Origin of the sequence: Wolbachia endosymbiont (group A) of Hylaeus communis (assembly GCF_947251915.1) — a bacterium.
GTDB classification, from domain to species: Bacteria; Pseudomonadota; Alphaproteobacteria; order Rickettsiales; family Anaplasmataceae; genus Wolbachia; species Wolbachia pipientis.
Genome location: NZ_OX366396.1, coordinates 1,260,873 through 1,279,101, shown reverse-complemented (window position 1 = coordinate 1,279,101; position 18,229 = coordinate 1,260,873). Strand labels below are relative to the sequence as shown.

The following is an 18,229-nucleotide window of genomic DNA, read 5'->3' as shown; positions in this document are numbered from 1 at the left end:
GACCACTATGTTGCATGAGGTAACGAGTGTAATAGAGCTAGTGGGATGGACAATGCAGGGCACAACGGAAGTGAAGGAGTGGAGTCCCGAAATACCTGAAGACATAGAGGTCGACATGTTCATGGCCATGGAAGACAGCATGAAGGATAACGTAAAGGCAAGTTATCACTCACTCTATCGGGATCTGAGACCGTGCCATGTATTGAAATGGACTTCAAGTGAACTTGGGAGATCCCATGCATTCCTATTAAGGTACGTTGGAACAAGTCAACAAAGGCAAGAACTAGCGGAAGATGCAGGGGAAGTCGGACTGATTGATAGTACTCAGAATGTGGGAAAGCCACGTACAAGGGGAAGCGATCAGCAATATAGTAACTGGAATAGGGATTGCTATGCCAATACAACGGAGGTAGGAATAACATGCGATATAAACTAAACCAGATAGCAGTAAGAGCAAAGCAAGATAAGCGACTAAAATTCACATCGTTAGTCCATCTGATAAATACAGAGAATCTTGCGAGATGTTATAAAGAACTGAAGCGTAACAAGGCTTGTGGAGTAGACCAGATAACAGTGGAATCATACGGAGAAAATCTGAATGAGAAACTCGAAGTGCTAGTAGAAAGTATGAAGAGGAAGCAATATCAACCACAACCAGTAAAGAGGGTATATATACCGAAAGCTGGAAGTAAAGAGAAACGCGGACTCGGAATACCATCGACCGAGGATAAATTAGTACAGATTATGCTGAAGAAGATATTAGAAAATATTTACGAGGCAAACTTTCTGGACAGCTCATATGGATTTCGACCTGGAAGAAACTGTCATCAAGCGGTAAATGCACTAGATAAAGCAGTTAAGTACAAGCCAATAAACTACATTGTAGAAGTGGATATCAAGAAGTTCTACGATAATATACAGCATAAATGGCTAATGAGGTGTCTAAGGGAACGAATAACTGACCCAAATTTGCTGTGGTTAGTAAAGCGGTTTCTCAAGGCAGGGATAGTCGAAGCTGGAAATTATGAAGCAACAAAACAAGGTACACCACAAGGCGGTATAGTAAGTCCTGTATTAGCAAATATATACTTACATTATGTGTTGGATTTATGGATAGAAAAGAAATTTAAATCAAGATCCAGAGGATATATACAACAAATAAGGTTTTGCGATGATTTTGTGGTTTGTTGCGAAAGTAAGGTAGACGCGGAAGAATTTCTGGAATTACTGAAACAAAGGCTAAATAAATTTGGGTTGGAAGTATCTGAAAACAAGACCAGAGTAGTAAAGTTTGGCAAGAGGGAGTGGCAACGAGCGATAAGAGAGAAACGAAGGACGGAAAGTTTCAATTTTCTGGGGTTTACGCACTATGGTGCAAAAAGTCGTCGTGGTAGATTAATGATGGGACATAAAACCTCTAAGTTAAATCTAGCCAGAAAACTAAAAGAAATCAAGGAGTGGTTGAAAATAGTCCGCGGAAGTATTCGACTTAAAGATTGGTGGCAAGTACTGAAGGCTAAATTAACAGGACACTATAATTACTTTGGTATTAGCGGAAATTATTGGTGTTTGAAACAATTTTACACATCAGTAAGAAAGCTAGCATTTAGAGGTTGTCCGGAAACTAGTAAATTCAAGCATATTCCCTCTTTAACATAACCCTACTCATAGCTAGGTATATGAAATTCTCAGTGGATGTTGTGAGTAAATCATACTCCTTCGATAGCCTTCTATTCCTATTAACCCAAGCAAAAGTCCTTTCTACAACCCATCTTCTTGGCTGTACTTTAAACCCTTGTTCTCTTGTTGGTAGTAGCTCAGGTGGCGTATCTTTGTGCACCCAAAATCTACATGTAGGCCTTTTAACAATTTCAATATCTATGTCATATTCTTCCTTTATGTGATTCTTTAAATTTCTTCCTTGGTATCCCATGTCAGCCCACATTTTTTTAACTTTAGTATATTTTGTTCTCATATTGTTTAATGCTATTTTAATACCATCTCTATCATTTTCGTTAGCAGCGCCTACGTAACAACCTAGTATAAAACCCTGAGTGTCTGTAATTATATGCCTTTTTCTACCCTTTACTTTTTTACTTCCATCATAGCCTTTGATCCCCCCTTTTCTGTAGTCTTTACAGATTGACTATCTACTATACAGGCACTCGGCTGCTCATTCCTTCCTATTTTTCTTCTACTATATTTTGTAATTTCATAATTCATTTTCTCAAAAATTCCCTGCTTCTTCCATTGCCTGAACTGCTCATACACAGTCTTCCATAGCGGAAAATCATTTGGTAAATACCGCCATTGACACCCTGTACGCAATACATAGAAAATTGCTTCTAATATTTCTCTTTTGCTATACTTTGGCGGCCTTCCTCCTTTCTTGTATGATACTCTGAAGTGTTTTTCTATTCTTGCCCATTCCCTTTCGCTTAGATCTGTCGGATACTTTTTTCTCATCTTTACCCCGTACTAAAATTTCAGATATTATAGCCTTTTACTTGTTTCCGGACAACCTCTTAGAGCTCTTTCTATAAAAGTCCGGATGTGATAGGATAAGGGTAGATGATGATAAGGAGGTTGAATGCCAGCAGCATATAGTTATGATTTAAGAAAAAAAGCAATGGAAGCGCTAGACGAAGGAGAAAGCAGAGAAACAGTGGCAGCAAGATTTAAGATTGGACGAACTACTTTATGGGAGTGGCAGCAAAGAAGAAAAGAAACAGGAGACTTTCAATCAAAAAAACTTGGAAATGGGGGTTACAATCACAAAATTACCGACTGGGATACCTTTGCCAAATTTGCCAGAGAACACGGAGGAAAGACTCTATCGGAAATGGCTAAACTTTGGAACAACGTTAGTATCCAAACGATCTATCGAGCCCTTAAAAAAATTGAATTTACGCGCAAAAAAAGACATATGGATACAAGGAAAGAAACGAAGAAAAACGTGCTGAATTTTTGAAAATTATAGCGACAAAAGAACCTAAAAACTTAGTGTATATAGATGAGTCTGGCATTGATAACACCGAAGACTACCCCTACGGATATTGCCAGAAAGGACAGCGGTTTTATGCCTTAAAATCTGGAAAGAAAACTCAACGAATCAGTATGGTTGCAGCCTTAAGTGGAAGAAAGATAGTTGTTCCGTTAACCTTTGAAGGCCACTGTAATATGGATGTTTTTAATGGATGGTTTGAGCAATTTTTAACACCGATCTTGGAACCTGGACAGACTGACCTTACCCAGAAAAAGTGGAGAGAAAGAAAGGAGTTTTTCGGGTAAAATAAAATTTTGGAGGATTAGAAATGGTAAGAGAATATACGGCAGAATTCAAATTGGAAGCTGTTAAGCTGGCAAATGAACAAAGAAAGGTAGGTCAACCAGTTGCAAAAGTAGCAAGAGATCTAGGAATAAGGGATAGTGTATTAGGAAAATGGATGAAGAAATATAACGAAAAAAAGTCAGCGGCAAATGCATTTCCAGGTAGAGGTAACATGGCTCCTTACGACAAAGAGAGGTTTGATTTACAAAGCAAGAGTAACAAGGGAAAGAGACATTTAAAAAAAAGCCCTGGCCAGTCAAAAAGAGTAAAATATTTTTTCATAAAAGAGCATAGTAAACACTATAAAGTGCAGGAATTATGTAGGGTTTTCTGCTAGTGGCTACTATAAGTGGACTACAAGGAAAATAAGCAGTAGAGAATCAGCAAATAAAGAGTTATTAGCAGATATTCAAAAAATATATCAAGCTTCTAAATGTAGATATGGAGCTCCTAAAATTCATGCTGAATTAAAGGCTTTGGGTAAAAGTTGCAACTTAAAAACAGTGCAAAGTATTATGCAGAAAAATGGTATTCAGGCTATATTGAGAAGAAAATTTAAAATTAAGAAACAACAAACGGACAGTAGCTCCCAATATATTAGACCAAAACTTTATTGTCGATCAACCAAATAAAGTATGGGATTACTTATATAAAAACCAAAGAAGGATGGCTATATTTGGCAACAATAATCGATCTATATTCACGCATGGTAGTTAATGAGCAGTTCAATAAATAAACAATTGGTTATGGACTCTTTATTAATGGCCGTTAACAAGCGTAAACCTGCCAAAAATCTACTATTACATAGTGATCAAGGTTCACAATATACTTCGCAAGGTTATCAATATCTCTTATCCATAAAAAACATAGATGAGTTATAAAGGTTGTTGTTACGACAATTCTGTTGTGGAAAGCTTCTTCAGTTCTCTAAAAAGGGAGTTACCAATAGACACCTCTCGGCACTCTAAACAGCATATCAAAACTGCTATATTTGAATATATAGAAATTTTTTATAACAAACAACGTCACTATTAACTATTGCATTCCTGAGCATTTTGATTCATCATTCTCTTTGTGAAAAACATTCCAAACTTTCTCTCCACTTTTTCTGGGTAAGGTCAGTCAGCTACTTGGATGACAGGGGAGGGAGGTGCTACCCTGACAATCGTCATCCCGCTACGTGTTAGCGGGATCTAGAGATACCGCGAATGAATCGCGGTATGACGGTCTGCAGCGGTATGACGTAGGGCTGCACTAGCTATATCATGCATTTTATTAACCGACACTATAAACAACATCCTTACAATTATGAGATTGAACCACAACTTGCTCAAGCGTTAAGCTGCTGCGTTTAGCGTCTTTACCGTGGTTTTCCCCAAGAACATTTGTTCTTTCGTGTTTTATTTCTTCAATGAATTTCTTGTTAACGCTTTCAGGGTCAATCTTTTCCTGCGAATATATAAGATTAGTGCAATTTGTTTTTCTATAATAATGTATGCCAAAACCCACAATGAGTAATGCAAGTATACCAGAACCTATAAGTAATGATAATCCTATGTTATTAGTCAAAGGGTTTTGGTAAAATTTTTGTACACCATTAACACCATGTGTTGCAAGTAGCCCTAGAGGAAACGCTATATTTGCAGCAACTACACCAGTAAATAATGCAGTAAATATTGGTCTGTCGTTAATTACTGATTTTATTTTATTAGTTCTAGTAATTACTTTTTCGTCAATGTTAGTGAAGCCTTGTTTAGCTTCCCAAGCATTAAGTACAAAATTTGAATGAGTGCCATTGCTATATTCCAGTCTTACAAATTTTATAGCTTTATCTTTTGGCTGGTGCTCCAACACCTCAGCTAAAATTTTATCCGCATCTTTTTTTTGAATGGAATGTTCTTCAGTATCTATAAATTGCCTTGTTGCAAAAAATATTGGACCAATTGCAAGCAATGCAGCAAGTGCGATAACTGGTATAGTGATATATTTTGGGCTGTTTGTAAAAAATGCAATAAATTTTGCTTTATCTTGTAAATATAATAAAGCTGCAGATATACTGAGTATAATAGCACTTGCACCAAAAATTATAAAACCCTTCTGCTGCATGGCATACTTTGCTCTTGGCAAGAATCTGTTTGTTTTTTTATTTTTTAAAATTGCATCGTCATTTATGTTAAATTTACTATTTGTAAGCAAAGACTTTTTAGAGCCATCTGCTGCGCTTGTGTATGATGGTAGTGAGCCAGTTGGAGGTATACTTGAGCTGTTAGTTCTTTGTAAATCTTCTAATATTTCACTATTCCAAGGTGGACTAAATACTGTCTCTTGAGAAGGTGATCTGCTTAGAGTGGGATTTTGTGGCACGTCAACATGAGTTTCTTCACCTTTTGTTTCTTCTAGGGAAGGAGGTGATACTTGAGTCTCAAGAGTTAACGGATCTCTTGAATTAGCATTGCTGTTTTTTTTCTCTTTAAATTCTTCCTCTAACAAAGCTTCTAAAGCTGTATTTTCATCATTTTTTTTCGGAGTACTTGTCCTAAGTGCTGGTATTGGTAAAATTCCTGGTGTTATCTCGCCATCTTCACTTATTGATGTGGAAGAAATTAATGTTACTGTTTGTTCTTCATTTACTGGTCCAGGCATATTCACTCCAAAATTAATTACTATGCTGCATTGATTACGCTATAGTTATTAAGATATAGTAAATACCAATTTACGGATAATTATTAGTATAGAAATTGTCTATCAAAGATTCTTTCATTCAGAGGGTAATCTTTGTCAAAAAGCAAAGTGATTGTGTTCTCATGGTCTTTTTGTATTTTTATCTGTGATATATCATGAAATTCTTTGTAATCTGATACTACAAGTGCTGGACGGTTTTTTGTGTCGTTAATGTCAATTTGTACGATTGTATCGTTTGATATTAACGCTCCATTCCAATGCCTTGGGTAATAGCTATTGATAGAGGTTAATGCAAGTAAATTTGAATTTAGCGGCAAGATTGGGCCACCGGCAGAGAAGTTATATGCAGTGCTACCTGTGGGAGTAGATAATATTACTCCGTCCCCTCTAAATTTTTCTACTTTTAGCTTATCATTAATAGTGATATTCATTTCTACTATTTGGTTTGCTTTTCTAAAAACATATACCTCGTTTACCGCTATGTAGTGATACCTCTTGCCACTTGTGTCTGTTGCTTCCATTTTTAGCAAAGTTAACTGAGTTGAAGTTGCATGTTCTATATGATCAATTAAATCTTCACTGCGGCTAAAGCATTTATTCATCAAAAACCCAACATTGCCGGTATTTACCCCATACACATGCATGTTTTTATTTTCTATAACGTAATTATGCAAGGTACGCAGCATAAAGCCATCACCGCCAACAACTATCAATAGATCGATTTCGGACTTATTTTCTTCTGTTATATTGATAAAATTAAGTTTCTTTAATAGTTTAGATACTTCCTGCGATTTTGGTGATGGAGAAGCAACATAGCCTATATTTTTGTATTTATGCATGCTTCAGTAAACTCTCTAAAACTTAAAGAGGAGGAAAATTAGAAAATGCTTCCATATTTATCGTTAAACTTAGCTAATTTGCTAGTTTTACTTGCTAACCCGCTTGTCAAACTTCCAGTCCATGCAGGGTGAGTAAGAGGATCTCTATCAAGTTTTACCCTATCTCCCTCCTTTCCATAAGTGGAACGAGTTTCAAACTCTTGACCGTCTGTCATAACTATAATAATTTTATGATAATTCATTGTTGTTTATAAACTTTTAGTCAGTTAACATTCTAGTGAACTTAATTCACTAAGTCAATCATTATTCTAAAATATTGACAAAAAATAAATAAAATCTTATACTTAATAAGGAATAAGTAATAATTATCATGATTTTCGCTTTCCCTGGTCAGGGCTCTCAGTTTGTAGGAATGGGAAAGAGCTTATATAGTGAGTTTTCCGTTGCAAGACAAGTATTTAATGAAGTAGATAGCATATTGGATAGAAAGCTGTCTCATTTAATCTTCAACGGTCCTATTGAAGAATTAACCATTACAGAAAACGCTCAGCCAGCTATAATGGCAGTATCAATTGCAATGCTACGTGTTATGGAGCATGTGTTTGGCAAATCTCTTTTCACTGATCACAATGTTAAATATGTTTGTGGGCATTCAGTTGGCGAATATACAGCGCTGTGTGCTGCAGGAGCGTTAACGCTTGAGTCTGCAATCAAGCTGCTGAAAGTTCGCAGCGAAGCAATGCATGAAGCTTCACTGAAATGTAAAGGCGGAATGGTTGCGTTGCTTGGAGCAGAGATAAATGAAGTGGAAGATATATTGAAATCAGTTCAAATTGACGGAATTTGTGAAATTGCAAACGATAACGGTGGCGGACAAGTGGTTATAAGTGGCACTAGAGAAGCTCTTGAAATGTTACCCGATTTATTCAAAAACTCGAGTGTGAGGAAACTAATTAAATTACAGGTTAGTGGGCCTTTTCATTCATCTCTTATGAAACCTGCTGATGAAAAAGTTTTGGAGTTTTTGAAGGGTATTAAAATAACCCGTCCTATAGTTCCTTTGATATCAAATGTTACAGCTAAAGAGGAGAGTGATCCCAAAGTTATAAAAACTTTACTCGCCAAGCAAGTTGTAAGCAGAGTGAAATGGAGAGAAATGGTTTTGTATATGTCAAGCCGTGGCATTAACAAATTTGTTGAAATTGGCCCTAATAAAGTTTTATCTAATTTGGTCAAAAGAATTGACCAATCTATCAGTACAAAAAATATAGATAGTATTGGTGATATTGACAGCTTCTTTAATGAATCATTAGTACTAACAGCGAAAAATTTAAAAGTTGGATTAAGTTAAAACACATCTATTTGATGTCATTCCGGTGCATAACGCTGCCTAGCTGGAATGACAGAGGGTAATGCAAGAAATCAACGAACTGCCTGTCATTTCGTTTGGTTTTTTAATTCCAAGTAGCTGTAAAATAGTAGGGGCAATGTCAGATAACCTTCCGTCTCTTAGTTTTAGATTATCGCAAGACACAATAAATGGCACTTTATTTAGAGTGTGTGCTGTATGAGGTGTATTATTTTCTTCATCGAACATACATTCCACGTTACCATGGTCTGCAGTAACAATTAATGCGGTGTTGCTTGACTTTTTAACAGCATTCAGCACTTTCGCAAGACAATCATCTACAGCTAGCACAGCTTTCTCGGCTGCTTTTATATTACCTGTATGCCCTACCATATCAGGATTAGCGTAATTTACAACTATCAGTGCGAATTCTTGGGAGTGAATTTTTTCTACAAGCTTTTCTGTGAGCTCGAAGGCTGACATTTCGGGCTGCAAATCGTAAGTTTGAACTTTTGGTGAGGGAATGAGTATTCTTTCTTCACCAGAGAAAGGTTCTTCTTTTCCACAATTGAAAAAGAAAGTCACATGAGCGTATTTCTCGGTTTCGGCGATACGTAATTGTCGTAATTTATTGTCTTCTATTGTTTGTCCTAGAGTATCAGCGAAAGAAGTAGGAGGAAAAATATAAGGAATTTTGAGATCTTCTTTATACTTCATCATACTTAAAATTGAAGAGAATTTTGCTACCTTAGCGTAATCTGTTTTGCCAAGCAAAATACTTGCTAATTGTATCATTCGATCAGCACGAAAGTTAGCCAACAGCACTCCATCTTCTGGTTTTATACCTTGATAATCACCTATTACTGCGGGCCTGATAAACTCATCAGTTATGTTATTTTGATAGTTATTCTCAATCAACGATACTGCATTATCATGACAAGGTGCCTTTGCAAATGCGATAGCCTCATAAGCTTCGATTGTTCTCTTCCACCTGTTGTCACGGTCCATAGCATAGTAACGCCCAGAAACAGTAGCAATGCTTGTGTCATTTCCCTTTATACTCTTTGTAAATTCTTGAATGCATTTTTTTCCTGAATTTGGCAATGTGTCTCTGCCATCTAAAAATGCATGTATCACCACTTTTATTCCATGCTGTGATATTTTATTTGCTAAAGTTGAAATATGCTTTTGATGCGAATGAACACCGCCATCTGACACTAATCCCATTATATGGCATACTCCGTTCTTACTTTTTAGATTACTAATAAAACTTTGTAGATTTGCATTGTTTTCTATTGTTCCAATCTCTTGATTAATGCGCTGAAGGCTTTGCATTACTACTCTACCACTGCCAATATTCATATGGCCAACTTCTGAATTACCTATTTGACCACCAGGTAACCCCACATCAGCTCCACAGGCGGATAAACTGCATTTTGGATAATTAGAGCTAATATATTGCCAACAGGGTGGATTTGCGTTGCTGATAGCGTTGTATTTATTATTCTCTATTCCATTTCCCCAGCCATCTAGTATACATAAAACCACTGATTTAATGTTCATATAAAATCAACACTAGAATTTCACAGAGAAACGCTCCCCGGGCCGGATTCGAACCAGCGACCAATTGGTTAACAGCCAACTGCTCTACCACTGAGCTACCGAGGAATAAACCGTTTTTAATTTACCATGTTGAACGTTGGTTGTAAACGTTTTTTGTGTAGACTTTAAGTCCAACTGGTCACAGAAACGAAAAAACTTCCTTGACAAACTCCGCCAGCCCCCTTATCATGAAACTGAAGCTATTTATTTATCTTCGCAATCTGTGCAGGTTAATGACAAAAAACTTAGGGTATTTGGCGTCTCATGTTTAATTTTTCGCACTACGTGCATCGCATGTCTTTAAAAATTTTTAGGTTTTTACCTATATAAGCCGAAACGCGCTTACAAAGCGTTTAAGACAGCAAAAAACGTCAAATTGACAAGGGAGAATTTGAATGCTAGCTACTACGGGGTTTCTTTGCCTTTTTTCCTGCTTAGTAAATTTCTTAAACACTTGCGGTGTAGGTTAGTTGCAAGTTAAAAGCAGCTAAATCGCTCTTAATCAAGCGTTTTAGAATAAAAAAACGCCGATATTTTAGTACATGGTAAATAGCCAACCACCACGGGGTTTCTTTTGCCTTTTTTTTCATTTGGTAAATTTCTTAATGTTTATGGCTAAAGATTGCACGAATGTTGCAATTACAAAAGCGTTTCTACTAGGAGGGTGTCATCCCAGTGTCAGCTACTCGGATGACATTACAGGGGGCACTGGGATGACATCATAGTGGCGCTGGAATGACATCATAGGGGGCTACTTGGCTGACAACCGTCATCCCGCTACGTGTTAGCGCGATCTCTTGTTAGCGCCGCGGCGGTATATTTGTCATCCCGCTAGCGGGATCTATGTTGAGAGATACCGCGAATGAATCGCGGTATGACGGTTTGTGGCGGTATGACGATAAGACACAAAGCCTAATGGAAAAAACTGCGAACGCCAGTGAAAAACATAGCAATTTTATTTTCATTTGCAGCTTTTATCACATCTTGATCTTTTAGCGAGCCACCGGGCTGAATTATAGCTGTAATTCCATGTTTTGCGCTTTCTACTATGCTATCTGGGAATGGAAAAAATGCATCTGAAGCAAGCACTGCACCTTTACATTTTTCACCTGCTTTTTTCACTGCAATGTTCACACTATCTATTCTGCTTGTTTGCCCTGCACCGATGCCAATAGCACAACCATCTTTTGCTATAACTATTGCGTTGGATTTCACATGCTTACATATTTTCCAGGCAAAAATAAGATCTTTTTTTTCTTTGTCTGTTGCAGTGCATTCTGTTACTTGTTCTGCTTTTATTGTGTGGTCATTATTTTCTTGCACCAAAAACCCACCAACAACATTTTTAGTTTGGTATTTCACATTTTGTTGAAAAGATTTATGAATAATCACTCTTAAATTTTTCTTTCTTTGTAAAATTTTTAGTGCCTCATTGTTTACCGATGGTGCTATCACTACTTCCAAAAATATCTCGTTTAATTTTTCTGCTAGCTTTAAATCTATCTCCCGGTTTAAGGCAACTATACCACCAAAACTGCTTACTTCATCGCACGATAGAGCTTTTTCATATGCCCCCAAAGCATTATTACCAATAGCAGCGCCACATGGGTTATTATGCTTGATTATCACTGCTGCAGGTTCTTCGAATTCAGAAGTTATGTTAAGTGCGGATTCTATATCTACTATATTATTATAACTCAGCTCTTTTCCATGTAGTTTTTCCAACGGATATTCTGTAAATTGATTACTATAAAATGCAGCTTTTTGATGGGGATTTTCACCATACCTGAGTTCTTGTACTTTATGCCCGTATAGAGCAAAAAACTCTGGTAACTCATTATTTTTACTCTGGGATAAAAACCAACTGTGAATATTAGAATCGTAGTGTGCAGTGAGAGCAAATGCTTTGGTTGCTAAGTGTTTTCTATATTCCAATGTTGTTTTATTGTTATTTTCTATCATCTCAGCTTTCAGTGCTTCATAGTCTTGAATGCTAGAAATAACTGAAGTAAAATGAAAATTTTTTGCTGCAGCTCTAATTAACGCCACTCCGCCGATATCAATTTGTTCTATAATTTGCTCTTCATTTGAGCCGCTACTTACTGTCTCCCAAAATGGGTATAGGTTAGTTATAAGCAGGTCTATTGGCTCAATACCTAGATCTTGCACTTCCTTTTTATGCTTTTCTCGATCATAAAGTATTCCTCCATGAATTTTAGGGTGTAAAGTTTTCACTCTACCACCCAGTATCTCTGGAAATTGTGTGTAATCTGAGACCTCTTGTGTTTTTATTCCTGCACTAGATAGCACTTTATAAGTATTGCCCGTTGAAAGAATTTCTATTTGTTGCTGCGTTAAAAACGATGCAAGATCAATTATATTCGTTTTATCGTATACTGATATTAAAGCTCTTTTTATTTTCATTTTTATATGGAAAGTTTTTTAAGATTATATCTAAGAAAAGGAAATTTAGCTATTACATTTCTACACTAATTTAAAGCAGTCTATTCTATAAATTTTTTTACCATGCTTGATTTCAAGCCACGAATAAAATCTTCAATACTGCAAGGATTTCTCCCTTCCATTTGTACAACTTTAGGAATTAAAGTGCCACCTTTTAAACTTATGTGCATATTATCGTTAACAATCTTACCTTGTTCTGAAGCGAGAGCTTCAAAGTCAGTATCAAGTATCCTGATACGTTTATTTTCTATCTTAATGAATGCTTTTGGGTAAAACGCTTTAACCTTTCTATAAGCAACTTCACAGGCATCACTTGCATAAATTTTATAGTCTTCCACTTTGTCAGCGTAACATGCATTGTTATCGTTCTGTTTTAAGGGAAGCTGTTTTTCAATTTCGTTTAGCACTTTCAGCAGTAAATCACTGCCTAGCTTAGATAATTTATCATGCAATGTCTTGTAATTATCGTTCTTTTCGATAAGAAATTTTTCCTGTTTTAAAATAGGGCCGGAATCTAATCCTTCATCCAATTGCATAATGCTAACCCCGGTTTCTTGATCTCCTGCTAAAATTGTGTGCTGTATCGGGGCTGCACCACGCCACCTTGGTAGTAATGAAGGATGAATATTAATACAACCATATTTTGGAATATTCAAAATTTCTCTTGGAAGTATCAACCCATACGCGGCTACAACTGCAACGTCTGGTTTGAAATTTCTAAATTTTTCTTGCTCTGCCGAAAACTTTAGAGAGATAGGAGTACATACCTCTATGTTACTTTCTTTAGCGATAACATGTACTGGAGATTTCGTTGGCTTCTGTCCACGCCCCGAAGGTTTTGGAGCCTTGGTGTATACTGCCACCACTTCGCTCTTTGATTTCAGTAACAAGCTCAGAGAATTAACAGCAAATCCTGGTGATCCCATGAAAATAATTCTCATGGTGTTTTTGCTTTAAGAATTCTCCGCTAATTTACCACTTACAGTTTCTACTAATTTGGCAAAATCATCCTTATAATTAACTGCCATCTCAGCAAGAATTTTTCTATTTAAATCAATGCCGGCAAGTGTAAGACCATGCATAAACCTACCATAAGTAAGCCCATGCTCTCTTGCTGCTGCATTAATACGTATTATCCATAAGCTACGGAAATCACGTTTACGGGTTCTTCTGTCTCTATAAGCATATTGCAGTGCTTTTTCAACTCTTTGTAATGCAATTCTATAACAACTTTTTGCGCGCCCTCTATAACCCTTTGCCAGTTTCAATATTTTTTTATGACGAGCGTGAGTAGTGACTCCACGTTTTACCCGAGCCATTTTATTTTACCTCCATTTTGTTAAATACCGTAAGGCATATGAAGCTTAACTATACGCGAGTCAGATTTACCAAGAATCGTTGTACCGCGCTGATTACGAATATTAGATTTACTTCTCTTTACCATGCCATGCCTTTTGCCTGACTGAGTAGAAATAACTTTACCCTTAGCTGTAAGGTGAAAGCGCTTTTTCACAGAAGATTTGGTTTTTAATTTTATTTTCTTCATATTCCAAATAAATTTACAAGCACTACTATTGAGTTCTTTAATAGTAATTAAGCATTAGTATAAATAATTTTATTAAAGAATCAAATTAAAATTGTATATTAAAGGAGTTTAAAAGTAATTACGCCCAATATGTGTGTTATACCTTCTTTATTCCCAAGTGGCAACAATACTTGCCTCATTTTAACACTTTCACTTGCTTCCTCTTCGTTGATTGGACATTTACTCTCTATTACAGTATCAAGTTTATCAATAACTGCATCTATTTTATATAGTCGCAAAAATGGTGCATCAATTGCATACTTATTATCAATACGCGTCTTGTTCTCAAAACCATAGAATTCAACAGCCTTTTCTCCTGCATTTTCACAAATATAACCTTGATCCTTGACTTCAATGACAAAACAATGCTGCCATGATTCCATTATTTCTGCAGTGTCTATTTCATGCCTTTCTGGCCAATCTCTGTCTGATCCTTTTATGTCATTCCAGTGTTGAGTCACCACATTTGCTATTCTTTTTTCTTTGCCTACATAAATTTCCATTCCAATTTCCACATATAAAACACAGATATGAGGTAAATTTATCGTGAATATATTGATTTTTTCTTACCACAAGGTGCATGTCACTAGAAGTTCTGAGATCTAGAGAGTGGTATTGATTTTATTTCCATTGCAGCTTATTATTCATGAATAATCTCAATAAAAACGATGAAGCTAAACGAAATCAGAGAAAGATTTATAAAATTTTTCGTAAGTAATGACCACGAGCAGGTTTCTTCTTCTCCTTTGATTCCAGAGCATGACCCAACGCTCATGTTCACAAATGCTGGTATGGTGCAGTTTAAAAATATTTTTACTGGTGCTCAAAAAACTGAAATGAAGCGTGCTGTTTCAAGTCAAAAGTGCCTAAGAGCAGGCGGTAAACACAACGATCTTGAAAATGTTGGCTATACAACTCGGCATCACACATTTTTTGAAATGCTCGGAAATTTTAGCTTCGGTGATTATTTTAAAGAAACCGCGATAGAATTTGCGTGGGAATTTATCACTAAGGAGTTATCTCTTGATAAAAACAGACTATCCATAACCGTCTACCATACTGATGATGAGGCGTACGAGATTTGGCGTAAGATAAGTGGCTTTTCAAGTGATAAAATCATAAGAATTGCAACGGATGATAACTTTTGGAGTATGGGAAGCACTGGTCCGTGCGGCCCATGTTCTGAAATTTTTTATGACCATGGGAGTCCTAATTTACAAGAGGGCGATAGAATTGTTGAAATCTGGAATCTGGTATTCATGGAATTTAATAAAGATGAAGAAGGTAATTTACATAAATTGCCAAAAAAATGTATCGATACTGGAATGGGCCTTGAGAGAATAGCTGCTGTAATGCAAAATGTCCATGATAACTATGATATTGATTTATTTTCTGCTTTGATAAGTAAATCACAGGAGTACTGTGGAAGAACGGAAAATAAAATAGTGCATAAGATCGTAGCAGATCATCTTCGCGCGGCTGCATTTCTCATCGCAGAAGGAGTGCTTCCTGGAAATGAGGGCAGGAATTACGTATTACGCAGATTAATTAGGAGAGCCGCGCGTTATATTCACCTGCTTGGATATAATGATTCCCTACTCCATCGTATTTTTCCAGTGTTGATAGATAGCACGAGTTCGGCTTATATGGGGGATATTTATCCTGAATTGATCAGAGCCAAAAGCTTAATAGAAACGACGTTAAAATCAGAGGAAGAAAACTTTAAAGACACTTTGATGAAAGGTATCAATCTCCTGGAGAAATTCACTGCAGATTTAAAACCAGGCGATACTTTGCCTGGAGAATCAGCGTTTAAGCTATATGACACCTACGGATTTCCTTTGGATATTACACTCGATATTTTAAAAGAGAAAAAAATAAATTTTGACCAGAAGGGTTTTGATGATGCAATGGGAGAACAAAAAGAGAGAGCACGTGCTAAATGGGCTGGATCTGGTGAAAAATCTGTTGAGCAAGTATGGTTTGATTTGATCAATAAATTTGGCAAAACAAAATTTGTTGGTTATGAGTCCAATGAAGTAAGTGATGCGAAAATACTAGCTATAGTTTCCTCTAAAAATGAAGTAATTGATTCTGCAAAGGAGGTAGAAAAGATAACCATTATACTTGATAAAACACCTTTTTATGGCGAGTCAGGTGGACAGGTGGGAGATGCTGGAAGTTTCATTGTCATCCCAACTGGGCCAGCGTCACGCGCTGGAATGACACAAGACCTAGGTGTAATCACAGTGGAAAATACCAATAAGGTTAATGACCTATATTTGCACAGATGCATAGTTAAGTTCGGTTCAATTTGTAAAGTTAACACAGTTGCAGCAAGCATTGACAAGGAAAGAAGGCAAACCTTAAGAAGAAATCATTCAGCTACACATCTTCTGCACTTTACACTCAGAAAAATTCTAGGTGATCATGTCACTCAAAAAGGTTCCCTAGTTGCACCGGATAAGTTACGATTTGACTTTAGTCATAACACTCAAGTTACTCAGGATCAGCTATTCTTAGTAGAAGATATGGTAAACTCTCTAATCAGAGAAAACCTTTCTACGTCTACAAAAATTCAGAGCATGAATCAGGCAATAGACGAAGGAGCTATGGCGTTATTCGGCGAAAAATATAGCGATCAAGTAAGAGTAGTGAAGATTGGAGATTCAAGGGAACTGTGTGGTGGCACACACGTTGAACATACTGGAGAAATTGGTTTGTTTAAGATAGTAACAGAGAGTTCTGTTGCTTTTGGAGTGAGGAGAATTGAAGCTTTAACTGGTCAGGAAGCAATCAATTATGTACGTGATAATGAAATTAACTTAAAAAAAGTTGCAGAATTCGTAAAAGCGCCAGTGAGTGAAATAACAAGCAGATTAAGTATTTTAAGTCAAGAACACAAAAAATCCGAAACCAAAATAAAAAACCTATATAAAAAGCTTGTGAGTGCAGAGAATATAAAAAGCACCGAAATAAATGGAATAAATTTTATAAGCCACACTTTCACTGATATTCCAGCAAATGTAATAAGAGAGTTTGTTTTGCAGCAACAAAAACCAAAAACGGTAATAGCTTTTACGGCAACAGAAAAAGATAAAACAGTCTTGATTATTAAAGTAAGTAAAGACTTAATCAATAAGATTAGCGCAAAAGAACTAATATCCATAGCAGTTAAAAAGAACTGTGGTGGGAATGCTGAACTTGCACAAACAGGCTGTGATAGCAATAAAATAGATGATGCCATTACAGCCATTTATAGCAAAATAACAGCTTCTAAGCACTCTACGTCATACCACCACGAACCGTCATACCGCCGCGGCGCTAACAAGCAGCGGGATACTTAACCATCGTCTACACCGTCATACCGCGATTCATTCGCGGTATCTCTTAGCCGCTAACAAGAGATCCCGCTAACAAGCAGCGGGATGACGAAGTATAGCTCTTTCCATAAAAGTCCGGATGTGATAGGATAAGGGTAGATGATGATAAGGAGGTTGAATGCCAGCAGCATATAGTTATGATTTAAGAAAAAAAGCAATGGAAGCGCTAGACGAAGGAGAAAGCAGAGAAACAGTGGCAGCAAGATTTAAGATTGGACGAACTACTTTATGGGAGTGGCAGCAAAGAAGAAAAGAAACAGGAGACTTTCAATCAAAAAAACTTGGAAATGGGGGTTACAATCACAAAATTACCGACTGGGATACCTTTGCCAAATTTGCCAGAGAACACGGAGGAAAGACTCTATCGGAAATGGCTAAACTTTGGAACAACGTTAGTATCCAAACGATCTATCGAGCCCTTAAAAAAATTGAATTTACGCGCAAAAAAAGACATATGGATACAAGGAAAGAAACGAAGAAAAACGTGCTGAATTTTTGAAAATTATAGCGACAAAAGAACCTAAAAACTTAGTGTATATAGATGAGTCTGGCATTGATAACACCGAAGACTACCCCTACGGATATTGCCAGAAAGGACAGCGGTTTTATGCCTTAAAATCTGGAAAGAAAACTCAACGAATCAGTATGGTTGCAGCCTTAAGTGGAAGAAAGATAGTTGTTCCGTTAACCTTTGAAGGCCACTGTAATATGGATGTTTTTAATGGATGGTTTGAGCAATTTTTGACACCGATCTTGGAACCTGGACAGACTGTCATTCTTGACAATGCTACTTTTCATAAGTCTGATAAGATTATCGAGCTTGCTAAAGGGGTTGGTGCAGAAATTTTGTATCTGCCGCCTTATTCTCCAGATTTCAACAAAATTGAGCATCATTGGTTTGCTATAAAAAACAGAGCCAGGAAAAACATTCCTCTATTCGAATCCTTTCGTCGTGCTGTTGATTCTGCCTTCCTATGACCTGTTCGGACTATTATG

General features: G+C 36.7%; 14 protein-coding genes, 1 tRNA gene and 3 pseudogenes. 7 read left to right on the top strand and 11 right to left on the bottom strand.

What is annotated here, in order from left to right:
* Positions 1–7: 7 nt before the first annotated feature.
* Positions 8–436, top strand: a complete 429-nt coding sequence (locus tag OPR52_RS06260; protein ID WP_264722787.1) for a hypothetical protein — start codon at positions 8–10, stop codon at positions 434–436.
* The gene (gene ltrA / locus OPR52_RS06255; protein ID WP_265038039.1) at positions 421–1,659 is read left to right on the top strand and encodes a group II intron reverse transcriptase/maturase; all 1,239 of its coding nucleotides are present in this window, start codon (positions 421–423) and stop codon (positions 1,657–1,659) included. The genes OPR52_RS06260 and ltrA overlap by 16 nt, the downstream gene beginning before the upstream one ends.
* Here the strand turns inward: ltrA and OPR52_RS06250 are convergent.
* Positions 1,634–2,466, bottom strand: a pseudogene (locus OPR52_RS06250) (IS5 family transposase). The gene ltrA and the pseudogene OPR52_RS06250 overlap by 26 nt on opposite strands.
* A 124-nt stretch (positions 2,467–2,590) precedes the next feature.
* Here OPR52_RS06250 and OPR52_RS06245 point away from each other — a divergent pair.
* Positions 2,591–3,243: pseudogene (locus OPR52_RS06245) on the top strand (IS630 family transposase); the annotation flags it as partial.
* Positions 3,244–3,314: 71 nt separating this feature from the next.
* Positions 3,315–4,409 (top strand): annotated as a pseudogene (locus OPR52_RS07920) (IS3 family transposase).
* 197 nt (positions 4,410–4,606) lie between these two features.
* Here OPR52_RS07920 and OPR52_RS06235 read toward each other — a convergent pair.
* From OPR52_RS06235 to rpmE, 3 genes are all read right to left on the bottom strand, one after another.
* On the bottom strand, positions 4,607–5,974 hold the full coding sequence (locus tag OPR52_RS06235) for a hypothetical protein (RefSeq protein WP_265038037.1): 1,368 nt from the start codon (positions 5,972–5,974) through the stop codon (positions 4,607–4,609).
* Positions 5,975–6,057: 83 nt separating this feature from the next.
* Positions 6,058–6,852, bottom strand: coding sequence for an NAD kinase (locus OPR52_RS06230; protein WP_141457245.1), 795 nt, complete (start codon positions 6,850–6,852; stop codon positions 6,058–6,060).
* A gap of 38 nt (positions 6,853–6,890) precedes the next feature.
* Positions 6,891–7,094, bottom strand: coding sequence for a 50S ribosomal protein L31 (rpmE, locus tag OPR52_RS06225; RefSeq protein ID WP_007548602.1), 204 nt, complete (start codon positions 7,092–7,094; stop codon positions 6,891–6,893).
* 128 nt (positions 7,095–7,222) lie between these two features.
* On the opposite strand from rpmE, the gene fabD reads away from it, so the two are divergent.
* Entirely contained in the window at positions 7,223–8,203 is a 981-nt protein-coding gene (gene fabD, locus OPR52_RS06220; RefSeq protein WP_155969147.1) for an ACP S-malonyltransferase, read from the top strand.
* Positions 8,204–8,242: 39 nt separating this feature from the next.
* On the opposite strand, the gene gpmI is transcribed toward fabD, so the two are convergent.
* The 7 genes from gpmI to OPR52_RS06185 all read right to left on the bottom strand — a co-directional run bounded on the left by gpmI (position 8,243) and on the right by OPR52_RS06185 (position 14,353).
* Positions 8,243–9,763 (bottom strand): 2,3-bisphosphoglycerate-independent phosphoglycerate mutase, encoded by a 1,521-nt coding sequence (gpmI, locus tag OPR52_RS06215; protein WP_265038036.1) that lies wholly within the window; start codon positions 9,761–9,763, stop codon positions 8,243–8,245.
* Positions 9,764–9,796: 33 nt separating this feature from the next.
* Positions 9,797–9,868 (bottom strand) — tRNA-Asn (locus OPR52_RS06210).
* A gap of 846 nt (positions 9,869–10,714) precedes the next feature.
* On the bottom strand, positions 10,715–12,226 hold the full coding sequence (purH, locus tag OPR52_RS06205; RefSeq protein ID WP_265038035.1) for a bifunctional phosphoribosylaminoimidazolecarboxamide formyltransferase/IMP cyclohydrolase: 1,512 nt from the start codon (positions 12,224–12,226) through the stop codon (positions 10,715–10,717).
* Positions 12,227–12,306: 80 nt separating this feature from the next.
* Entirely contained in the window at positions 12,307–13,206 is a 900-nt protein-coding gene (gene fmt / locus OPR52_RS06200) for a methionyl-tRNA formyltransferase (protein ID WP_265038033.1), read from the bottom strand.
* A 12-nt stretch (positions 13,207–13,218) separates the two neighbouring features.
* Positions 13,219–13,584, bottom strand: coding sequence for a 50S ribosomal protein L20 (gene rplT / locus OPR52_RS06195; protein ID WP_006279340.1), 366 nt, complete (start codon positions 13,582–13,584; stop codon positions 13,219–13,221).
* A 20-nt stretch (positions 13,585–13,604) separates the two neighbouring features.
* Positions 13,605–13,811, bottom strand: a complete 207-nt coding sequence (rpmI, locus tag OPR52_RS06190; protein WP_007548610.1) for a 50S ribosomal protein L35 — start codon at positions 13,809–13,811, stop codon at positions 13,605–13,607.
* Between the two features lie 98 nt (positions 13,812–13,909).
* The gene (locus tag OPR52_RS06185) at positions 13,910–14,353 is read right to left on the bottom strand and encodes a PAS domain-containing protein (RefSeq protein ID WP_265038031.1); all 444 of its coding nucleotides are present in this window, start codon (positions 14,351–14,353) and stop codon (positions 13,910–13,912) included.
* A gap of 165 nt (positions 14,354–14,518) precedes the next feature.
* On the opposite strand from OPR52_RS06185, the gene alaS reads away from it, so the two are divergent.
* Together alaS and OPR52_RS06175 are read left to right on the top strand one after the other, a co-directional pair.
* Positions 14,519–17,197, top strand: coding sequence for an alanine--tRNA ligase (alaS, locus tag OPR52_RS06180; RefSeq protein ID WP_265038029.1), 2,679 nt, complete (start codon positions 14,519–14,521; stop codon positions 17,195–17,197).
* Between the two features lie 154 nt (positions 17,198–17,351).
* A protein-coding gene (locus tag OPR52_RS06175; protein ID WP_265037751.1) for an IS630 family transposase occupies positions 17,352–18,211 on the top strand; the annotation gives its coding sequence in 2 pieces (ribosomal slippage) (positions 17,352–17,676 and positions 17,676–18,211; 861 coding nt in all).
* Positions 18,212–18,229: the final 18 nt, after the last annotated feature.